Source organism: Bosea sp. F3-2 (genome assembly GCF_008253865.1).
Lineage (GTDB): Bacteria > Pseudomonadota > Alphaproteobacteria > Rhizobiales > Beijerinckiaceae > Allobosea.
The window spans coordinates 3,873,740-3,894,974 of record NZ_CP042331.1 but is presented as its reverse complement, the minus strand read 5'-3'; the positions used below and the strand labels follow the sequence as shown (position 1 = coordinate 3,894,974).

Below are 21,235 nucleotides of genomic sequence, written 5' to 3'. Positions count from 1 at the left end.
CTCGCCTGGACGATCACGCACCATCGCGTGCATAAACTTCCGACCGGGCCGTGGGGCATCCAAGTCTCCAGCCCAAAGTCATCGTCATGTTGTCGTCCTGCGTGCGGGAGTTGTCAATCGCATCCGCGTCGCATAACGGCTTTAGTGCAGCCGATATCGGGAGACGAACCGGCTACTTTTTCTTTCCGTCAGCATCAAATTGTTTAAGGAAGGCGACGACATCGTCGATTTCCTGGTCGGCCTTGAGGCCCACAAATGTCATCTTGGTGCCTGGGATCTTGGCCTGAGGCGCCTTGATATAATCCCGGAACGTCGGCTCATCCCACACGATGCCGGAGTTCTTGTTGGCGGGCGAATAGCTGTAGCCTTCGATCGAGCCCGCCGGTCGCCCGAACAGGCCATTCAGCCTCGGTCCGACAGCGTTCTTCGCGGTCTCGCCGATCTGGTGGCAGGCCCGACACTTCAGGAAGACTTTTTCGCCTGCGGCAGCATCACCAGCCGCCGTGGCTGGATGAGGCGATACCGCCAGAATCAACAAAGCTATCACGGCCCTACATGCCATCGGACTCCCTCCTCCAAGATGCAGAGGTGATCCTTCTCTCAGACCGGCGACCGCGCCGTTTATTGCAATACGTTTATACTGCCAATACTTGATCGCTCCAAATCGCCTGAGCGCCTGTTTGGGAACTCCAGCCCTCATCCTGAGGAGCCATTCCGTCAGGAATGGCGTCTCGAAGGATGCTCCAGGAGGCTCCTGAGGCAGCTGGAGCATCCTTCGAGACGCGCCTGAAGGCGCTCCTCAGGATGAGGGCTGGAGGTTCCAAATGGCCTTTTTAGAGCGTTTTTCGATTAGGTTGGATGGCAGCAGCCGTCATTGCGAGGAGCGCAGCGACGAAGCAATCCAGGGGCGGCAAAGCTCTACGTCCCCCTGGATTGCTTCGCTGCGCTCGCAATGACGGTGCAGACCGATCGAAAAAGGCTCTAGCGTGGCGCGCAAGCGCCAACGCTCTCGCGGCGTCACGCCTCAGACCGCCTCGCGAATGAAGCGGCTCAGGAACAAGCGCGTGCGGCTATGCTGGGGAGAGGCCAGCACCTTGCCGGGCGGCCCCTGCTCGACCACGACTCCGCCGTCCATGAAGACGACACGGTCGGCCGCTTCGCGCGCGAAGCCGATCTCATGGGTGACGACGATCATCGTCAGCCCCTGTCCGGCGAGATCACGCATCGTCGCCAGCACTTCGCCGACGAGCTCGGGATCGAGCGCCGAGGTCGGCTCGTCGAACAGCATCAGCTTCGGCCGGATGGCGAGCGCCCGCGCAATGGCGACGCGCTGCTGCTGGCCGCCCGAGAGCTGGCGCGGATAGGCATGCGCCTTCTCGGTCAGGCCGATGCGTCCGAGCAGTTCCATGGCGTAGTCGGTCGCTTCCTTGCGGCTGTGGCCGTGCACGCCGACGGGCGCCTCGATGATGTTCTCCAGCGCCGTCATATGCGGGTAGAGGTTGAACTGCTGGAAGACCATGCCGATCTGGCGGCGCTGCCCCGCGATCGCCCGGTTCGACAGCCTGACCAGGCGCCCGCCGGAGAGCCGGTAGCCGATCTGCTCGCCAGCGACCATGATCGAGCCGCGGTCGATCGCCTCCAGATGGTTGATACAGCGCAGGAAGGTCGATTTGCCCGAGCCGGAAGGCCCGAGGATCACCACGACTTCTCCCGGCGCGACATCGAGGTCGATGCCCTTCAGCACCTCGTTGTCGCCGAAGGATTTGTGGACGTTGCGGGCGCTGACCAGCGGCGCGGCCCCGGCCTTGATGGCGTCGCGGCTCATGGCGTCGCCTCCGCGATGACGGGCTTGGCCTGCGTCGCGCCCCGCTCACCGCGCGCGTAGTAGCGCTCGATGAAGCCTTGGCCGACATTCAGGACCGAGGTGATCAAGAGATACCAGATCACCGCCACCATCAGCATGGGGATGACCTCGAAGGTGCGGTTGTAGACCGCCTGCACCGAATAGAGCAGATCGGCCATGGCGATGACGCTGACCAGCGAGGTCGCCTTGATCATGCTGATGAGCTGGTTGCCGGTCGGCGGCACGATCGAGCGCATCGCCTGCGGGATGATGACCCGGCGCAGCGCCCGTGCCCGTGTCATGCCGAAGGCGTCGGTCGCCTCGACCTGCCCCTTGTCGACCGAGATCAGGCCGCCGCGGATGATCTCGGCCATATAGGCGGCCTCGTTCAGCGATAAGCCCGCGATCGCCGCCGTCATTGGGGTGATCAGGTCGTTGGTGTGCCAGCTTGCCAGGGTCGGCCCGAAGGGGATGGCGATCGAGATCTCGGGGAACAGCGTCGAAAGGTTGTACCAGAAGATCAGCTGCACCAGCAGCGGCGTGCCACGGAAGAACCAGATGTAGAGGCCGGCGAGGCCGCTGAACAACCGGTCGTCCGACAGCCGGGCGATGGCGAGCACCAGCCCGATGGCGACACCGATCACCATGGCGACGACCGTCAGCCCGAGCGTCACCGAAAGCCCGCGCAGGATCGACTCCGCGGTGAACCATTGCGCCACCACCGGCCAGCCGAAATTCGGATTCCAGGCGACGATCCAGGCGAAGTTGGCGGCGACGATGAGCACGAAGGCCCAAAGCAGCCAGCGTCCCCATTCGAACGGGCGATGCGCCTTGGCGACGTCGCGCAGCGCCAATTCGCGCTCGCCCGCCGCCTGCGTTGCGGTGTTCATTCTGTGCCCGGGCTCAGTTGGTCGACCGGTTGATGCCGGGCTCGTCGATCATGTTGTTCTCGATCCCCCATTTCTTGAAGATCGCGGCATAGGTGCCATTGGCCTTCAGCGCCTTGATGCCGCCGACCAGCACCGCGCCGAGCGGTGAGCCCTTCGGCACGACGGCGCCCTGGAACAAATCCTGGAAGCCGTTCGCCTTGCCGACGGCGGCGAGTTCGAGGTCACCCTTTGCCTGCTGGACGAAGTAGCTGAGCGGCGCCTGCGACGAGAAGAACGCATCGGCCCGGCGCGAGCGCACCGACAGGATCGAGGTCGGCTGATCGGTGAAGGACATCACTTCCAGCGCCGGCTTGCCATCGGCGGCGCATTTCTCGGCCTGCGCCTTGATGACCTTCTCGGCCGAGCCGGCGGACATCACGGCGATCTTCTTGCCGCAGCTGTCCTCCAGGCTGTTGATGGCCTTCGGATTGCCCTTCTGCACGGCGAAGACCACGTATTCGCGGACATAGTCGACGAAGTCGTTGGACTCCTGGCGCGACTTGAAGTCGCCGATCGGGCCCATCGCGAACTGGAAGCGGCCGGCGGCGATGCCGCTCAGTGACGAGGCGAGGCCGTTGACCGTGGCATGCTCGATCTTGACGCCGAGCAGCTCGCCGAGCGCCTCGGCGAGATCGGCGCTGGCGCCGATCATCTTGTTGGCGTCGGTGACGATCTCGTAGGGCGGGAAGGAGCCGTTATTGACCGAGATCATCTTGCCGGCGCTGCGGACCGTCTCAGGTAGCTTGGCGCGCAGGGCCTCGTCGACCTTCTGCTTCGGGATCTGGATCGACTGATCCTGCGCCTGCGCCGCGCCCTGCAAGAGCGCAACGGAAAACGCGACGGCACCGGCCAGCTTCACGATCATCTTCATGGCGACATTCCCCTGTGTCGTTATGTCTCAAATTGTCCGCGCGCTCAGGCGGCCCGTGCGGCCCCGGCGCGGGCGGCCGGGAACAGCGTCTCCGGCGTCAGCTCGGTCTCGGCCAGTTCCTGGATCCGCAGCTGCTCCAGGAACGCCGCGATCATCGCCCGGTTCGGTTCGAGGCCGCTCGCATTCCACTCGGCCGGGAGATCATGCCCGCTGCGCACGAGCTCGTCGATCAGCCAGGGGCTGGTGTCGGCATAGCGGCGGCGCTTCTCCAGCCAGACGCGCTGGCTCTCGTCGAGCAGATCGCTGAGCGCCTGCGGCAGCCAGGGCTCGCGCGCCACAAGCTCCGGCTTGAGCCCGATGATGTGCATGCCGGGCACGAAGCCGACCTTGCGGAAATACTCGACCTCCGCCGCGCGGACATCCGGCAGCAGGGCGCGGAACCGCGAGCCCGGCGCGAAGAAGCCCTTCGGCATGAACGGCATCAGCACGGCGTCGATCTCGCCGGCGGCGAGCAGATCGAGCAGCGGCGGCTGGCCGGGCAGCGCTTCGATCCGGCCCGGCCGGGCGTAGCGACCGACGCGATCGGTGACCGGGTGGTCCGCCGCGAGGCGGCTGACGGCCCAGAACGCATCCTCGATGCCGATTCCGGCCTCGGCCAGGGCGGCGCGCGTCCAGGTGTTGCCGGAATCCTGCCAGCCGGCGATGCCGATGCGCTTGCCGCGCAGATCCTCGAAGCGCTTCAGCGGGCTTTCCGCTGCCGTGACGACGCAGCGATGCCGGAAGCCACGCATGATGAAGTTCGGAATGCCGAAGACGCCGGTCTCGCCACGCGCCTTGCCGGTCGTGTAGCGGCTGAACGAGATCTCCGAGGCGTCGAAGCGGGCATCGCTGGCGAAATCGTCCGGCAGGGCCGCGAGCCGCTCGATCTTCAGCTCGAATTGGTCGGAAGCGACGTCGCCGAGCAACAGTGGCGTGATGAAGTCCCAGTCGCGCAGGGCCAGCCGGATGACAGGTTTCAACGCATCCCTCGTTCGAAGCCTTGAATATCAGGCAGATTAAATGTTCACTTTACCTGATCAATCTATATTACGTTCCTGAACATTAATTTCCGAATCGATGAGCACCGAGCCCGACGCGACCTGGTTGGCGAGCCGCCTGACGCAACACACTGCACGCGGGATCGCGCTGGAGGTCAGCGCGCTGATCCGCTCGGGTACACTGGCCGTGGGCACGCGGATGCCGACCGTGCGCGACCTTGCCTTCACGCTCGGCGTCAGCCCCGGCACGATTTCGGAAGCCTGGAGCGAGCTGAAGCGGCAGAAGATCGTCTCAGGGCGCGGGCGGGGTGGCGCCTGGGTCAGCGGCGACAGTGCCACGCCCCGCCCGGCCCGCATGGGCAGCGTCGCCCATTTCGGCGCTGATGTTCTCGACCTTTCGCTCGCCATCCCCGACGCCGGCCTGCTGCCACCGCTACGGGCGGCGCTGGCGCATGCGGCCGACGCTGAGAAGCTCAACAGCTATGAGCGCACGCCGATCCTGCCGGCACTAAGGCAGGCGGTGCTGCCGCACTGGCCCTATGCGCCGGATGCCTTCCTCGCCACCAATGGCGGCTACAACGCGGTTTATTCCGTGCTGCATGCGACGGTGCTGCCGGGTTCCTGTGTCGCGATCGAGGACCCCACGGCGATGCGGCTCCTCGACATCATCGAGGATCTCGGTGCCGAGCTTCTGCCGATCGGCTGTGATGCGGAGGGGCCCCTGCCGGATCAGCTCGCAGCCTCGCTGGCGCGGCGCCCCGCCGCCTTGATCTTCCAGCCGCGCACGCACTCTGTCACCGGGCGGCACGTCAGCGCGCGACGCCTGCAGGAATTGGCGGCGGTACTGGCCGGCAGCGAGACCCTGGTGATCGAGGACGACGGCGTCGGCGACGTCTCCATCCACCCGCCGATCAGCCTGGGCACGACCATACCGGAGCGGGTCGTGCACATCCGCTCCTTCTCGAAATCGCTCGGGCCGGATCTGCGGATCGCCGTGCTCTCGGCGCCGGACAAGGTCATCCGGCAGATTCAATCCTACCGCAGCTTCTCCTCCGGCTGGACGAGCCGGCTGCTGCAGGCCGCCACCGCCTGGCTGCTGGAGGATGCGGCGACGACGCAGAGCGTCGCCGACGCGCGCCGGATCTATGCGGAGCGCCGACGGAGCTTCCTGAGTCATTTGGCGGAACACGGTATCGCGATGCCCGAGACGGATGGGCTCTGCATCTGGATACCGGTCGAGTCCGAGCAATATGCGCTGGTGACGCTCGCCGCCCACGGCATCGCGGTTCTGCCCGGCAGCAAGTGCTCGCTACGGCCGACCGAGCATGTCCGGCTGGCCACGGCGGTTCTGGCGCAAGGGCATGAGCGGGTCGCCGCAGCGGTGGCGCGCGCCGCCCGCCGCGGCGACTGATCGCGTCGTCGCTACTCCCGCCAACTCGTTTCCCTCAGGCCATCTTCGGCGGCGCGGCGCCGTGGCTCCTGCGGTGGACGATGGTCTTCTCCAGCGCCCCCCAATCCCAGTCGATGCCGAGGCCGGGCTTGTCAGAGGGAAACGCCTTGCCGTTCTCGATGCGGATCGGCGAGGAGGTGACGAGGTCGAGCTGCGGGATGTATTCGAGCCAGCGGCTGTTCGGCACCGCGCAGCACAGCCCGAGATGGATCTCCATCAGGAAATGCGGGCAGACCGGCACGTTGAAGGCCTCGGCCATATGCGCGACCTTGAGCCAGGGCGTGATGCCGCCGACGCGGCAGACATCGACCTGCACGATCGAACAGGCGCCGGCCTCGAGATAATCCTTGAACTGCGACAGCGAATATAGCGATTCGCCGACCGCGATCGGCACGGTCGTCGATTGCGAGAGCCGTCGATGCGCCCCGACATCGTCGGCATGGATCGGCTCCTCGAACCAGGCGACATCGAGCTTCTCGTAGTGGCGGGCGCGGCGAATGGCTTCGTCGAGCGAGAGGCCCTGATTGGCGTCGGTCATGATCTCCCAACCCCCGCCGACCTTGTCGCGCACGGCAGAAAGGCGCTTCACATCCTCCGCCACATGCGGGCGGCCGACCTTGACCTTGGTCCCGCCGAAACCGCGCTCCTTGGCCTTGAGCGCCTCCTCGACCAGCTCCGACTCCGCCATGTGGAGCCAGCCGCCCTCGGTGTAGTAGAGGTCGATCGCATTCTTGGCCCCGCCGGCGAGCCGATGCAGCGGCAGTCCGGTCCTGCGGGCGCGCAGGTCCCAGAGCGCGGTGTCGATGGCGGCGAGCGCGATCGAGGTGATGGCGCCGACGGTCGTGGCGTGGACACGGAAGAACAGCGCCCGCCAGATTCCTTCGATCTCTTCTGCCTCGCGGCCGATCAGCACCGGCGCGAGATGGTCGTCGATCAGCTTGCAGACCGATGAGCCGCCGGTGCCGATGGTGTAGCTGTAGCCGGTGCCGGTCGCACCATCCGCATCGGTGATGCGGACCATCGGCGTCTCCTGCAGCTCGAAACTCTGCACGGCATCGGTGCGCTTCACCTTCGGTTTCAGGTCAGCCTGCAACACCTCGACGGATACGATCCTGGCCATTCCCGGCTTCCCTCCAGCATGAGCTTGCGGCGTTTCTCCGACGTCCGTGCGGGGGCGTTCTGGCCGTGCCCTATTCTGCTGACGGGGTGATCGTCGGTGGTCCCTTCGGGTCATCATTCCCCGGGAGGGATCGGCCGTCAATCATCGATCGTGCATGATTTATCGATGAGATTTCCACGCCGACTAAGAGACCGTTTGAAAATTCGCTGAGCCCTCATCCTGAGGAGCCATTCTGGCAGGAATGGCGTCTCGAAGGGTGGTCCAGGAGGCTCCCGAACCTTCTGGAGCATCCTTCGAGACGCGCCTTACGGCGCTCCTCAGGATGAGGGCTGGAGCTCCCAAATGGTCTCTTAGGACCGACCCGAGGGAGGCGTGGGGATATTCACGGGATGCAGACAGCAAAAAGCCCCGCATCGGCTGTCCGATGCGGGGCTCTTCAGCTTGTGCCGTCTTCAGGCGACGAGGGCCAGCTCGGCGTTGGCGTTGCGGATCGCCTCCTCGCGCGCCTCAGGGCCATAGCCCAGCTTCTCGGCGCGGATGAAGGTCACGTCGGTGATGCCGGCGAAGCCGAGCATGGTGCGCAGATGCGGCTCCTGGGAGTCCAGCGACTGGGCCGGGCCGCTGCTGTAGAGGCCGCCGCGGCTCTCGACGACGATGGCGCGCTTGCCCTTGAGCAGACCTTCCGGGCCGGCTTCGCTGTAGCTGAAGGTGATGCCGGCACGCAGCACGTAGTCGAACCAGCTCTTCAGCGTCGAAGGAATGCCGAAATTATACATCGGCGCGCCGATGACGATGGTATCGGCAGCCTTCAGCTCCTCGACCAGCGCGTTGGAGAGGGCGAGCGCTTCGCGCTGCGCCGCAGTCTCGTTGATGCCGGCGCGCACGGCGGCCGTCGTCTCGGCGTTGAGATGCGGAATGGGGTTGGCGTCGAGGTCGCGCTCGACGACATGCACGCCGGGGTTCTGGGCGCGCAGCCGGGAGACCGTGGACTGGACCAGCTGCCTGGAGACCGAATCGGTGCCTGAAGCGCTGCTGTTGAGGACAAGAGCGGTAGCCATGGTGAAATTTCCTATTCGGCGGGAGTGATTTCGATGCCCGGCAAGATAGTGGTTCACGGATCGCACCAGAATTCGCATAATCGGCACCAAGCTGTTGCACCCTGAGGAACACTCATGTCCGAACTCGATGACATCCGCAGCTTCATCGCCGTGGTCGAGGCCGGTGGTTTCGGCCGGGCGGCGCAGAGTCTCGGCCTGGCGAAATCGATCGTCAGCCGTCGCGTGAGCCGGCTGGAGGAAGAGCTCGGTACGCGCCTGCTCAGCCGCACGACGCGCGGCGTGAGCGCGACAGAAGCCGGGCTGGAGTTCAAGGCGCGCAGCGAGCGCATCCTGGCCGAGCTCGACGAGGCGCGCGAGGCCGTGGCGCAGCAGGCGGGCGGGGTCGCCGGGCGATTGCGGCTCTCGATGCCGCTGACCTTCGGCACCAAGCATGTCGCGCCACTTCTGGGCGAGCTGGCCCAGATGTATCCGCGGCTCGAGATCGACGTGCAGGCAAGCGACCGCTATGTCGACCTGATCGGCGAACGCTTCGACGTCGCGATCCGCATCGGTTCGCTGAAGGATTCCAGCCTGATCGCCCGCCGCATCGCGCCAGTCCATGCAACGGTGATCGGCAGCCCGGCCTATCTCACGCGGCGCGGGCGCCCGGCCATTCCCGCCGATCTCAACGACCATGACTGCCTGCTCTATACCGGCACGAATGATCAGGATTGGGTGTTCCGTACCGGCAAGCGCTGGATCACGGTGCGGCCGCCGGGGCGCATGCACTCCGACAATGGCGATACGCTGCTGTCCTGGGCGGTGGCGGGGCTGGGGCTCGCCGTGCTGCCGACCTTCATCGCCTCCGACGCGATCCGCTCCGGCGCGGTCGAGCCGATCCTGCTCGACTATCCCATGCCGACGCGGGCGCTCTATGTGGTCCGTCCGCCGGGAGCCTATGTCCCCGGCAAGGTCCGGGTGCTGATCGACCTGCTTGTCGAGCGCTTCGGCGGCACGCCTTACTGGGATCCCTGCCAGATGGAGGCGCATCAGCGCGGCATCAGGCTGGACGAGCCGCTGAGCGCCCAGCTGACGCCCGCCGTGAAGCGCGAACATCAAGCGGCGTGATCCGGCGCATCACGCGAATTCGCGTGGCTTCCGCCGCCGGTTTCGGCACTGTCGCGCGGTTATCGTCAGGAGGAAGCGATGCTGCTGGTCGGAATGCTCGATAGCCCCTATGTCCGCCGCGCGGCGATCACCGGCACCTTGCTGGAGGTGCCGTTCGAGCATCGCTCGGTCTCGGTGTTCCGCCATATGGACGCCTTCCGGGCGATCAACCCGCTGATCAAGGCGCCGACGCTCGTCACCGACGATGGCATCGTCATCAGCGAATCCCTGCTGATCATCCAGCATTTCGAGGATGTCGCCGGCCGCTCGCTGCGCCCGATCGAGGGCGTGGCGCGCCGGCGTGACCTTGCGCTCACTGGCATCGGCATCGTCGCGGCCGACAAGGCGGTCTCTGTCGAGTACGAGCGCAAGCGGCCGGAGGCGCAGCGCTATGCGCCGTGGCAGGAACGGATCGTGAGCCAGCTGCACACCGCGCTCGACCTGCTCGACACGGCGGCGAAGGAGGGTGAGCTGACGGCGGGGCCGGAACTGCTGCCGAGCGACATCGCCGCGGCGATCGCCTGGGGCTTCTGCCGCTTCGTGATCCCGGAATTCGTGCCGGAGGAGCGCTGGCCGGCGCTGGCGGAGCAGGCGCGCGCCTGCGAGGCGCTCGATGTCTTCAAGGCCTGGCCGATCGACCGGGAGTAGCCGAACCACCTAAGGGGTCATTCTCGGGCGACCGCAGGGAGACCCGAGAATCTCGGGCCGAAAGAGGCTTCGGGGTTATGGCACGAGATGCTCGGGGCAAGCCCACAGCTGTCCGGTTCGCATCGCGCTAGCGGGTGCCGGTGCGGGCTCCTCCCTTCCCCACCCATCTCGGGCTTGCCCGAGATGGGCATTTCCTGATGCCGAAGTCGGCAACAGCCGACTTCGATGTGGGGAAGGGTATGGGGATGGGGGCGGTTCCGCTTGGTGAGCGTTGAACCCAGTCGTTCGCCCCCCACCCCTGCCCCTCCCCACCAAAGTCGGCTGTTGCCGACTTTGGCACACATCTCTGCCCATCTCGGGCAAGCCCGAGATGGGTGGGGGAGGGGTTCCCCCACCCGTCATCTCCGTCGTTGTTCTCTGGAGAGCCTTCGATCCATCGTGCTTTCCAAGACGGTACTCAAAACGAACCGGATAGCCGTAGGTCAAGCCTGGGCATGACGGGCGCCTGACCGCTCAGTTCTGCACGAAGCTCGTCGGCAGCGGGCGCACGGCTGGGCCGCTGAAGGCGCCCGGCTTGGGGGCGCCGGAATCGGCATGGCTGAAGCCGAGCGCGGCGGCCGGGCTCGGGCCGGCGATCGGGGTGGCCGAGGGGCCGGTGGTCCTGGCGCGCGCCGTCGCGACATTGACCGGCTTGCCCGGCGATACGCTGGTGCGCGCGACCGTCGCGAACAGCGATTTCAGGCCGGAGCGATCCATGTCCTCAGGTTCTTCGGGCTCAACTGTGACAGCGACAGAGCGCTGGCTGGCCGGAACGAAGGTGACGCCGCCTTCGCGCGGCCGGACAGGGGGTAGCGCGGCTGTAACAAGGCGGCCCTCCGGCGCCGTAGCGGGCGTCTGATCCGGGACGCCGGTGCCGCGCAGAGCGGCGATGGCGGCGTCGGCGAGCGCCGTCGGCCGGATTGGCGGCAACGGTGCATTGGTCGGGCTGCCGGCGGGGCTGGCGGCAAGGGCGAGGGTGGTTGCCGCGACCATCTCGTCAGGCCGCCGTGGCGGCAGCGAGGCGAGGATGAGACGCGGGTCGGCCGCAGCGCCCGATTGCGGCGCGAAGGCGAGCGCGCCGCCGGTCGCGGGCAGGGCCGCGATCTGGACCGGGTCGTCGCCCGGCAGGGAGAGGCCGCGCGGCCGGGCCAGCGGCAGCGGCGCATCCATAAGCTGCGGCCTGTTCTCAGGCGCACGCTGCTGCGGCGGCGTGGGCAGGGCGGTTGGCTCCGGAGCCGGGGCTGCGGCGGCCGCCGCAGGAGGCGGCGCTGCGGCGGTCTGCGGAGCGAGCCGCTCGGAGCGTTCGCGCGTGAGCGCCCGCGTCGTCGGCTCCGGTGCCATGGCGACGGCGAAGCGGCCACCATCGCCGGCGTTGCTGTCGGCATAGCCGGGGCTGGCATAGGCCATGACGGCCGGCTGTTGGCGTGGCGCGCTGCGGCGGCCGCGGGTCGGCCGGGCATCGGCCTCCTCGTCGTCGCCGCCGAAGAGCGAGGCCCACAGGCTCTTGCCGCCGGAGGCCGCGACAGCGCCCTCGTCGGCATCGGCGACCGCATAGCCGCCGACCGAGCCGCCGCCCGAGAGGATTTCGGCCCTGGCGAGCTCGTAGCCGGCAAGGGGCTGGCCGTCGGCCGGAATATGGACGGTCTTCTCGTCCGGGAAGAGGCGCACGAGCTGGTCGCGGGTCATGCGCGGCCAGGAGCGGACCGAGCCGACATCGAGATGGACGAAGGGGGTGTGGGCGTTGGGGTAGAAGCCGACGCCGCCGCGCTGGAGCCGCATGCCGATCTCGCGGATGCGCGCCGTGGGAACGTCGGGCAGGTAGAAGTCCATCGCCTTGCCGAGCATGTGCTGGCTGTGCTTGGCGACCGCGCGCGAGCGCCGGCGCAGCATGGCGTTAGTATTAGGCGAGCGATAGGCGGAGACGACGTGGAAGGGCTGGTCGGAGCCGAGCTGGCGCTGCACCTCCCAGACGACGTCGAACAGGCGCGGATCCATGCGGATCGGCTCGTCGCTGCGCCAGTCGCGCAAGGCCCAGTTCAGCTTCTCCAGCGCCGAAGAGTCGTAGCGGCCATCACGCTTGAAGGTGATGGTCGTCTCCTCCTTGGTGTGCATGTGCCGGATGGTGATCGTGCGGGTATCGCCGTTGGCGATGGCATCCTGCGTGCTGCGAACGGCCAGGAACGAGGCGGCGCAGGCCATGCCGAGGGTCAGGACGCGCCGCATGGCTGGCCTTGAGCCGGACGGCAACCATCCTGCAAGCTTGGCGGTGATCCTGCCCAATCTGTCTGACCCGTCTCGGTGCCCCCGCCGAAGCGGTACGATGAACGTGAACGAACAGTTGCGGAGAAGCGTTAACGGCTCGTTAGCGAGCCGACAATCGCTGCGCCAGAAAATACTGGGACGAGGTGGCTAAAGACGGATCATGGCAAAAAGGCGCCCGCCTTGTGGCGGGCCCATTTTAGCCACGTTGTTCGAGCGCCTGCCGGACGAGGCGGTGGAAGCCGTAGACATCGTCGAAGCGGGTGACATGGCCGTCCGCGCCGACGACGATCGTGTTGTAGACGAGATGGATCGGCAGCGGCTGCGGCAGATTGATTCGCCGCTCGCCCGAACCGATCAGGCGCTTCAGCCGCTCATGCGTCCATTCCGGGCCGAGGACCTGATCCGCCAGCGCGAACGGGTTCTCGACGCGCACGCAGCCATGGCTGAGCGCCCGCCGCTCGCCGGCGAAGAGCCGGCGATTCGGCGTGTCGTGCAGATAGACCGCGTGCTCGTTCGGGAACATGAACTTGATCCAGCCGAGCGCATTGCGCTCGCCGGGCGGCTGGCGCACCGAGACGCCGCCGCCCCTGGTGCGGGTGACGACATAGCCGCGCTTGGCGGCATAGTCCGGATCGGCAGCGAGCCCCGGCAGGAACTCCTTCTTCAGGATCGAAGGCGGCACGTACCAGGACGGGTTGACGATGACGTGGTCCATCTTGTGCGAGAAGATGGGCGTCGCCGATTCCGGCTTGCCGATGATCGTGCGGGCTTCATGCACCACCTTGCCGGAGCGGATCACGCGCACGCGCATCTCCGGCACATTGACCATGATGTGGTCGGTGCCGAGATCGGGCGGCAGCCAGCGCCAGCGCTCCATCTGGGCGACGATGTCCTCCTCGCCGCGTGCGCTCGCTGGCTTGCCGAGCGCCGCGAGCGTGCGCTCGCTCAGGATGCCATTGGCCGGCAGCCCGGCCTTCTTCTGGAAATCGGCCAGCGCCAGCGAGGTCGAGCGGTCGAAGACCGGCTCCTCGCTCGGGCCGAGGCCGAGGCGTGCGCGCACCAGCGGGACGCGCTCGTCGCGCATGCCGAGCTTGAGCGCCGGGCCGGCGGGAATGCGCACCAGCGGCGTGTCGTCGAGATGCTCGCGCATCTCCGCGAGCTTGGCCTTGAGGCGCTGGTAGCCCTCATGCGGCGGGTTGTAGGCTGCGAGCACGGCGCCGGCATCCGCCGCGCCGGCGAGCTCGGAGAGCACTTCGGTGGCCGAGGGCAGATAGAGGGTCGGCGTGATCAGCTTCGAGAGCCGGCGCGGGTCGATGCGGCCGCCGCGGGCATCGCGGGCATAGAGCACGGCGAGCGCCGAGAGGCGGATATCGGCCTCGGCCAGCTTGGCCTTGTCGCTCGCCTCGAAAGCGGGGAGGGGGTAGTCGCCCGGACGCAGGCCATCCTCGCCGGCGCGGCCGAGCTGCGCGACGATGCGCTTGCCCGCCTCGTTCCAGCCCTTGCCGTCGATCCAGAACGGCTTGTTCTCGTTGGCCTGATAGGCGGCGATGATCTCGTTGCGCTCGCGCTCGGATAGCCGGTGCACCGCAACCGCATCCTGAAGGTGTTCGGCCACGGCCGCGGCGAATTCGAGGCCCGGCGGCAACGTGACGACGACCTTCGGGATTTCGGGCGGCGGCACCAGCGGCTCGACGCTTTGCAGCGGCCCGGTCTGCGGTGCAGGCGCCACTGGCTCGACGGCCTTGGAGGCCGGCACCAGCGCGGGGTCGGTTGCCGGCATCTCGATCGCCGGGATGTCGAGCGTGACCGGCTCCTCCTCGGCCTCCACCGGCGCGGTGGCGTCGAGCTTGGCCGGATCGCGCGGGCCGCCGGCCGAAACCGTGCCGGTGACGATCTCCGGCTCGGAGGCGGCGCCGGAATGCGCGATCGGGGCTGGCGGGGAGGCGGTGCGCTCCGAATCGAGCAGCTTCAGCTCCGGCTGCTCGGGCAGCGGAACGCCGAGCGTGGCGTCGATCTGAACCGGCGTTTCGGCACGGAGCGGGAGGCATCCCATCATGATGGCCAGGGCGGATGCCGAGGTCAGTTTCGCCCAATGGCGAGGAGGCATGGTCGCTTTCCCGATAGCTGCCGAAGTCGCGCTCTTCCTGCGTGACTCGGTTGGTTGAAACAAGATGCGGCGGCGCAACAGGCCACTGCATTCATTAGACGTGGCTCAGGCCGCGTCGGTTTCATCGGGGCCGTTCTCGCTGTCGATCAGCCCGTATTCCTTGAGCTTGCGATAGAGCGTCGAGCGGCCGATGCCGAGCTTGCGCGAGACCTCGGACATGTGTCCGCGGTAATGCGCCAGCGCGAAGGTGATGATCTCGCGCTCCAGCTCGTCGAGCTTGCGCATGTCGGAGCCGGCGACGAGTTCGAGCGCGTTGGGGTCGCGCACCGGCATCTGGATGATGCGCGGCGGCGGCTCGCCCTGCGCCTCGCCGCGGGCGATCGGGGCCGGTGCCGGCGGAATGCTGACATCGTAGCCCTCCATCTGCGCGGCGATCTGGGGGAATTCGCTGATATCGAGCTCGTCGCCATCGGCGAGGACCACGGCCCGGAACACCGCGTTTTCGAGCTGGCGTACATTGCCCGGCCAGTCGTAGCTGCTGATCAGCGCGATGGCTTCCCGGGTGATGCCGCTGAGCTTGCGCCCCTCTTCGGCGGCGAAGCGGGCGAGAAAGCCGCGCGCCAGATCGGCGATGTCCTCGCGGCGCTGGCGCAGCGGCGGCAGCGTGATCGGGAAGACGTTGAGGCGGTAGTAGAGGTCCTCGCGGAACTCGCCGCGCTTCACCTGATCCAGCAGACTCTTGTTGGTGGCGGAAATCAGCCTGATGTCGACGCGCACGGATTTCTTGCCGCCGACCGGATCGACCTCGCCTTCCTGGATGGCGCGCAGCAGTTTGACCTGGGCGTCGAGCGGCAATTCGCCGACCTCGTCGAGGAAGAGCGTGCCGCCATTGGCTTCGACGAACTTGCCGAGATGGCGCTCGGTTGCGCCGGTGAAGGCGCCCTTCTCATGGCCGAACAGGATCGACTCGACGAGATTATGCGGAATCGCGCCGCAATTGACCGTGACGAAGGGCTTGCCCCGGCGGTCGCTGGAGCCCTGGATGGCGCGGGCCAGAACTTCCTTGCCGACGCCGGATTCGCCTTCGATCAGGACCGGGATGTTGGACTTCGCCGCGCGCTCGGCGAGGCGGACGACGCGCCCCATGTCGGGGCTCTTGGTTGCGAGGTCGCGGAAACCCAGCGTGTTCGAGGCGCGGTGCTTGATGTAGCGCAGCTCATGTTCGAGCGCGCCGAGCTTCAGCGCGTTCTTGAGCGAGACCTGCAAGCGCTCGGCGCCGACCGGCTTCACCACGAAATCGGCCGCGCCGGCACGCATCGCCGCGACGACGGTCTCGATCGAGCCGTTCGCGGTCTGGACGATGATCGGGGTCTCGATGCCGCGCTCGCGCAGATTGGCCAGCACGCCCATGCCGTCGAGGCCCGGCATCTGCAGGTCGAGCACGACGGCGTCGATCCGTTCGCCATCCGGCCCGCCGAAGAGGGCGACCGCTGCCTTGCCGTCCTCGGCCACGATCACCTCGTAGCCGAAGCGCTTCAGCATCGCGTCGAGCAGGCGGCGTTGGACGGGATCGTCGTCGACGACGAGGACGGTGGCGGTCATGACACCTCGAAAGATGATGCAATATCAAAGAAATGCTTTGTGCCGACGGAATCACCTGTTCCGTTCTGGGGCATCCTCGGCCAGAAGGGTTAAGCGGGATTTAAACCCCGGCGCACACCGGCGGTCGCACCGGCGTTGATCCGCGGGCGGAGCCCGGCCTATGGAGGGAGCCTAAGTCAGTGCGCCGAGGTGTCGAGCGAATGAGCTTCCAAGAGACGATCTGGCAGATGATCCGGCGCTCCGGCGCCAAGGCGGGGGTGGCCAAACCGGCCAGGACGCTCGGCGAACTGCCGGAATGGGATCTGAGCCATCTCTATCCGGGTGTCGATTCGCCGGAGCTGAAGAGCGATCTCGGGCGGGCGCTCTCTGAGGCGCAGGCGCTCGCAGAGCACTATCGCGGCAAGCTCGCCGATCTCGCAGCCCAGCCGGACGGCAGCGAGACGCTCGCGGAAGCGGTCAAGCGCTATGAGGGCCTGAGCGATCTGCTCGGACGGATCGGCGCCTATGCCGGCCTCGTCTATTCCGGCGACACCACCGACCCGCAGCGCGCCAAGTTCTATGGCGATACGCAGGACAAGGTAAATGCCGCGATCACCGAGCTGCTGTTCTTCGAACTCGAGCTCAACCGCATCGCCCCCGAGGTGATGGCCAAGGTCGCGGGTGCGGCTCCCCTTTCGCATTGGAAGCCCTGGATCGACGATCTCGCCAAGGACAAGCCGCACCAGCTCGACGATCAGATCGAGGCGCTGTTCCACGAGAAGTCGATGACGGGCGCCGCCGCCTGGAACCGGCTCTTCGACGAGACGATCGCCTCGCTGCGCTTCACCGTCGACGACGAGGAGCTGACGCTCGAACTGACGCTGAACAAGCTGCAGGACAGCGATGGCGAGGTGCGCCGCAAGGCGGCGGAGGCGCTGAGCGCGGTGTTCCGCAAGGAGCTGCGCACCTTCGCGCTGATCACCAATACGCTGGCGAAGGACAAGGAAATCTCGGACCGCTGGCGCAAATTCGAGGATGTCGCGGATTCCCGCCATCTCGCCAACCGGGTCGAGCGCGAGGTGGTCGACGCTCTGGTCGCGGCGGTGCGCGAAGCCTATCCGCGCCTGTCGCATCGCTATTATCGCCTCAAGGCCAAATGGTTCGGCCGTGATGCGCTGGATTTCTGGGATCGCAACGCGCCTCTGCCGCAGGTCGAGCAGCGCACCATTCCCTGGACCGAGGCGCGCGAAACCGTGCTGTCGGCCTATGGTGCCTTCTCGCCGAAGATGGCGGCGATCGCACAGCGCTTCTTCGACGAGCGCTGGATCGATGCCCCGCCGCGTCCCGGCAAGGCGCCCGGCGCCTTCGCGCACCCCACCGTGCCGTCAGCACATCCCTATGTGCTGCTCAACTACCAGGGCAAGCCGCGCGACGTGATGACGCTGGCGCATGAGCTGGGCCACGGCGTGCATCAGGTGCTGGCGGCGCCGAACGGGGCGCTGATGGCGCCGACGCCGCTGACGCTGGCCGAGACGGCGAGCGTCTTCGGCGAGATGCTGACCTTCCGCCGGCTGCTCGACGCGACCACCGACCGCAAGCAGCGCAAGGCGATGCTGGCCGCCAAGGTCGAGGACATGATCAACACGGTCGTGCGCCAGATCGCCTTCTACTCCTTCGAGCGGAAGGTCCATCAGGCCCGCCGCGAGGGCGAGCTGACGCCGGAAGCGCTGTGCGAGATCTGGATGAGCGTGCAGGCGGAGAGCCTCGGCCCGGCGATCCGGCTGACGGCGGGCTACGAGCCGTACTGGTGCTATATCCCGCACTTCATCCATTCGCCGTTCTACGTTTACGCCTACGCCTTCGGCGACTGCCTGGTGAACTCGCTCTACGGCGTCTACCAGAACGCTGCGGAAGGCTTCCAGGAGCGCTATTTCGCGCTGCTCTCGGCCGGCGGCAGCAAGCCCTATTCCGAGCTGCTGAAGCCCTTTGGCCTCGATGCGAAGGACCCCGGCTTCTGGCAGATCGGGCTCAGGATGATCGAGGGCATGATCATCGAGCTCGAAGGGATGGAGTGAGGCGCAGTCTTCCCTTCTCCCCTTGCGGGAGAAGGTGGCAGCGCGGAGCGCTGACGGATGAGGGGTGGCGCGACCTCTCCAAAGAAGTGCTTCGTCGGGGCGCAAACGATTCAGGGCAGCGCGGCCCCTCATCCACCCCTGCCGGGGCACCTTCTCCCGCAAGGGGAGAAGGGATAGGGCGTTCTGGGTCTCATGCCCTTCCTCAGAACTGCACCCTGAGCCCGACCATCGAGACGTTCGCGGTGTAATCGTTGCCCGGCGACGTCGAGTTCAGGCGCTCATGGGTAAAGCTGGCGCGGATCGCGAAGGTGCGGGTCAGCTTGTATTCGATCCGCGCGCCGATATTCATCTGGTTCTCGCGCAGATTCTGCCCCTCATAGTCGGTGCGGCTGAAACCGGTGAAGCCGGTGACCGTGAGGTTGCGGCGCAGCGCATGGGCGATTTCCAGAATTGCCCCCCGCACCCTCGTGCCCGAGGAGCCGGCGATAGTGGTGTCGCCGAGCGTGGCCGAGCCGCGCAGCGTCACCGTCGTCAGCGGCGTCGGCGACCACAGCACCGCCGCATCACCGACGAAGCCGCGCAGGTTCTTCAGGCGGGGGTCCTCGTAGCTGCGGTTCTGGTAGCCGCCCGAGATCTCGCCGGCGAGCTGGCGGCTGATCTCGAAGGTCGAGCCGATGCGGCCGCTCACGCCGTTCGACGAACGCATATAGCCGCCCGAATCGATCTTGTCGTCGAATTTGCGCTGGTCGATGTCGCCCTGGATGAAGGGCCTGAAGCCCGGCGTGACCTCATAAGCGGCACGCAGGCGCAGGCCGTAATCGGTCTGGTTGCGGTCCTGCTGCGAAAGGGTCGCGCCGTTGGAGAGCTGCGCGTTCTGATAGTCGCTGCGATCGACCGAGCCGCGCAGGGTCAACTGCAACCGGTTGAAGTCATGGCTGACGCCGGCCGAGCCGCCATATTGCCAGACCAGCGGCCGGCCCACGACGGCGGCGGTCAGGTCGGGCGAGCCTGGGCGTTGCGTATCGAGCCGCATACGCGATTCGAGCAGGATGCGGGTGTCACGCGTGGCGTCCAGGCGCAGGTCGAGATTGCCTTCACCGTCCGGCCGCGAGGCCTGGCTGTCCCTGAAATACTGGAAATAGCCGCCGCGCAGCCGGCCGCTGAGCTGATGCACGTTCCAGTCGGACTGGATGTCGAGATCGCCTTCGTAGCGGGCGAAGGGCGAGCCCTTCACGCCGGGCGTGGAACTGCGCTGCGGGTTGGTGTCGTAGCCGATCGAGTTGGTGAAACCCGGCCGCAGGGTCACCGAGCCGAGACGCAACCCCAGCGCGGCATAGGGGTCCTCTTCCGCCGCGGTGCGGCGCCGGGGGGGCGGCGGCGGAGGCGGTGCGGGCTGCGGCAGCGTCGCCACGGCGGGCAGGGCCGGCCGGAACTGGCGCTGCGTGACGCCGCGCAGGGCCGGCGCCTGGACAGGCTGGCTGGCGCGGGCGGGCTGGCGCGTCGAGACGGCCGAGCCCTGATTCCTGACCGGGGCGGCCGGATTGCGTAGGGCATCGGGCTCGGCAGTGCCCGGTGCGAGCGGCGTCTCGGGCGGGGCCGGCTGCTGCGCGATATAGGTCGGGGTGCCCGTCCTCAGCGCGTTCGCCTGCTGCGCCGCGGCCGTCGTCCAGCCGAGCGCGAGCCCGGCCAGGGTGGTGCCGGACAGAAGCAGGATGGTCGTGCGACCGGACACGGGGTTCGCCAGGCTCCAGGCAACAGCTCACGCGCCCTGGAGGGCGCGCATGGTTAACGGAGTTAGAACGAACAGGGTTAAGGAGCCGTCAACGAAGCGGTCGCGCTGATCAGCTTCCGGAAAAGTGTCTCACGGTTTTCCGACAAGAATCTGCGACAAAACAAGAGGCCCAGGCAGACCATTCGTTGGCTTGCCAAGGAATGTCTGCTTAGCCTCGGCGGTGGCAATCGCGCGTCTCCTCGTGCTACAGCGCCGGCCATGATCGCCGATATCCGCGCCTCCGCCCTTCGCACCGTCGCCACCGAGCGTGCCGGACTCGACACGCTCCATGACGCGCTCGCCGACGGGCTCGGCCAACCCTTCGCCGATGCCGTCGCGCTGATCCGGGCTGCGAGCGGGCGTGTGATCGTCTCGGGGATGGGCAAGTCCGGCCATGTCGGGCGCAAGCTGGCTGCGACGCTGGCCTCCACCGGCACGCCCGCCCATTTCGTCCATCCGGCCGAGGCGAGCCATGGCGATCTCGGCATGGTGCAGCCCGAGGACGTGGTGATTGCGCTGTCATGGTCGGGCGAAACCGCGGAGCTTGCCGCGCTCGTCGGCTATACCCGGCGGTTTCGGGTCGGCCTGATCGCCTTCACGGCGAATCCCGAGAGCACGCTCGGCAAGGAAGCCGACGTTGCGCTGATCCTGCCCAAGGCGACGGAAGCCTGCCCGAACGGGCTCGCGCCGACCACCTCGACGACGATGCAGATCGCGCTCGGCGACGCGCTGGCGGTGGCGCTGCTGGAAGCGCGCGGCTTCTCGCGGCAGGATTTCTTCGTCTACCACCCCGGCGGCAAGCTCGGTGCGCAGCTCAAGACCGTCGAGAGCATCATGCATCGCGGCGCCGAATTGCCGCTGGTCGGCCTCGACACGCTGCTGCCTGACGTCATTGCGATGATCTCGGAGAAGAGCTTCGGCTGCGCCGTCGTGATGGATCTGGACGGCAAGCTCGCCGGCGTCGTCACCGATGGCGATCTGCGCCGCAAGGCGACGATGGGCGGCGGCGGCTCGCTCAGGGCACGCGACATCATGACGGCGAATCCACGGCGCATCGGGCTCGATACGCTCGCCGTCGAGGCGCTGGAGCTGGTCAACCGCATGCGGATCACCGCGCTGGTCGTCGTGGACGAGCAGGAGAGGCCGGTCGGGCTGGTGCATGTCCACGACCTGCTGGCGATGGGCGTCGCCTGATCCCAGCCCGTCACGCTCGGGCTTGACCCGAGCATCTCGTGACGCGGAGGCTCCGGAGCCTCTGCTTGCCAGAGATTCTCGGGTCTGCGCTTCGCTCCGCCCGA

At 67.1% G+C, this 21,235-nt stretch carries 16 protein-coding genes; 5 read left to right on the top strand and 11 right to left on the bottom strand.

Annotation, left to right across the window (positions count from 1 at the left end; all coding sequences use genetic code 11):
• Nucleotides 1-172: 172 nt before the first annotated feature.
• The 5 genes from FQV39_RS17870 to FQV39_RS17850 form a co-directional block, all read right to left on the bottom strand.
• Entirely contained in the window at nucleotides 173-562 is a 390-nt protein-coding gene (locus tag FQV39_RS17870; protein WP_149131514.1) for a c-type cytochrome, read from the bottom strand.
• A gap of 462 nt (nucleotides 563-1,024) precedes the next feature.
• Nucleotides 1,025-1,825 (bottom strand): amino acid ABC transporter ATP-binding protein, encoded by an 801-nt coding sequence (locus tag FQV39_RS17865; RefSeq protein WP_149131513.1) that lies wholly within the window; start codon nucleotides 1,823-1,825, stop codon nucleotides 1,025-1,027.
• Nucleotides 1,822-2,733, bottom strand: a complete 912-nt coding sequence (locus FQV39_RS17860; RefSeq protein ID WP_149131512.1) for an amino acid ABC transporter permease — start codon at nucleotides 2,731-2,733, stop codon at nucleotides 1,822-1,824. The genes FQV39_RS17865 and FQV39_RS17860 overlap by 4 nt, the downstream gene beginning before the upstream one ends.
• Before the next feature lie 13 nt (nucleotides 2,734-2,746).
• Nucleotides 2,747-3,637, bottom strand: a complete 891-nt coding sequence (locus FQV39_RS17855; RefSeq protein WP_149133910.1) for an ABC transporter substrate-binding protein — start codon at nucleotides 3,635-3,637, stop codon at nucleotides 2,747-2,749.
• Nucleotides 3,638-3,687: 50 nt separating this feature from the next.
• Nucleotides 3,688-4,662 (bottom strand): substrate-binding domain-containing protein, encoded by a 975-nt coding sequence (locus tag FQV39_RS17850; protein ID WP_149131511.1) that lies wholly within the window; start codon nucleotides 4,660-4,662, stop codon nucleotides 3,688-3,690.
• Nucleotides 4,663-4,759: 97 nt separating this feature from the next.
• On the opposite strand from FQV39_RS17850, the gene FQV39_RS17845 reads away from it, so the two are divergent.
• A complete protein-coding gene (locus FQV39_RS17845; RefSeq protein WP_149131510.1) occupies nucleotides 4,760-6,091 on the top strand; it encodes an aminotransferase-like domain-containing protein in 1,332 nt (443 codons plus the stop codon).
• A 34-nt stretch (nucleotides 6,092-6,125) separates the two neighbouring features.
• Here FQV39_RS17845 and FQV39_RS17840 read toward each other — a convergent pair whose 3' ends face one another.
• Complete coding sequence (locus FQV39_RS17840) at nucleotides 6,126-7,250, bottom strand: mandelate racemase/muconate lactonizing enzyme family protein (RefSeq protein ID WP_149131509.1); 1,125 nt, start codon at nucleotides 7,248-7,250, stop codon at nucleotides 6,126-6,128.
• A gap of 452 nt (nucleotides 7,251-7,702) precedes the next feature.
• Nucleotides 7,703-8,308 carry an FMN-dependent NADH-azoreductase gene (locus FQV39_RS17835; RefSeq protein WP_149131508.1) on the bottom strand — a complete coding sequence of 202 codons (606 nt, stop codon included), beginning with the start codon at nucleotides 8,306-8,308 and terminating at the stop codon, nucleotides 7,703-7,705.
• A gap of 114 nt (nucleotides 8,309-8,422) precedes the next feature.
• On the opposite strand from FQV39_RS17835, the gene FQV39_RS17830 reads away from it, so the two are divergent.
• Together FQV39_RS17830 and FQV39_RS17825 are read left to right on the top strand one after the other, a co-directional pair.
• Nucleotides 8,423-9,415, top strand: a complete 993-nt coding sequence (locus tag FQV39_RS17830) for a LysR family transcriptional regulator (protein WP_149131507.1) — start codon at nucleotides 8,423-8,425, stop codon at nucleotides 9,413-9,415.
• 78 nt (nucleotides 9,416-9,493) lie between these two features.
• Nucleotides 9,494-10,102, top strand: coding sequence for a glutathione S-transferase family protein (locus tag FQV39_RS17825; protein WP_149131506.1), 609 nt, complete (start codon nucleotides 9,494-9,496; stop codon nucleotides 10,100-10,102).
• 513 nt (nucleotides 10,103-10,615) lie between these two features.
• On the opposite strand, the gene FQV39_RS33525 is transcribed toward FQV39_RS17825, so the two are convergent.
• From FQV39_RS33525 to FQV39_RS17810, 3 genes are all read right to left on the bottom strand, one after another.
• Nucleotides 10,616-12,364 carry a peptidoglycan L,D-endopeptidase MepK gene (locus FQV39_RS33525; protein ID WP_210251114.1) on the bottom strand — a complete coding sequence of 583 codons (1,749 nt, stop codon included), beginning with the start codon at nucleotides 12,362-12,364 and terminating at the stop codon, nucleotides 10,616-10,618.
• Nucleotides 12,365-12,599: 235 nt separating this feature from the next.
• Nucleotides 12,600-14,510: a L,D-transpeptidase family protein gene (locus FQV39_RS17815; protein WP_149131505.1), complete on the bottom strand. Its 1,911-nt coding sequence runs from the start codon at nucleotides 14,508-14,510 to the stop codon at nucleotides 12,600-12,602.
• Between the two features lie 105 nt (nucleotides 14,511-14,615).
• A complete protein-coding gene (locus tag FQV39_RS17810) occupies nucleotides 14,616-16,112 on the bottom strand; it encodes a sigma-54-dependent transcriptional regulator (RefSeq protein WP_149131504.1) in 1,497 nt (498 codons plus the stop codon).
• Between the two features lie 227 nt (nucleotides 16,113-16,339).
• Between FQV39_RS17810 and FQV39_RS17805 the strand changes: the two genes are divergently transcribed.
• Nucleotides 16,340-18,166, top strand: coding sequence for a M3 family oligoendopeptidase (locus tag FQV39_RS17805; RefSeq protein WP_248313429.1), 1,827 nt, complete (start codon nucleotides 16,340-16,342; stop codon nucleotides 18,164-18,166).
• A gap of 202 nt (nucleotides 18,167-18,368) precedes the next feature.
• Here the strand turns inward: FQV39_RS17805 and FQV39_RS17800 are convergent, their stop codons facing one another.
• A complete protein-coding gene (locus FQV39_RS17800) occupies nucleotides 18,369-19,898 on the bottom strand; it encodes an outer membrane beta-barrel protein (protein WP_187639973.1) in 1,530 nt (509 codons plus the stop codon).
• A 258-nt stretch (nucleotides 19,899-20,156) separates the two neighbouring features.
• Here FQV39_RS17800 and FQV39_RS17795 point away from each other — a divergent pair, with 258 nt between their 5' ends.
• Entirely contained in the window at nucleotides 20,157-21,131 is a 975-nt protein-coding gene (locus FQV39_RS17795) for a KpsF/GutQ family sugar-phosphate isomerase (protein ID WP_149131501.1), read from the top strand.
• Nucleotides 21,132-21,235: the final 104 nt, after the last annotated feature.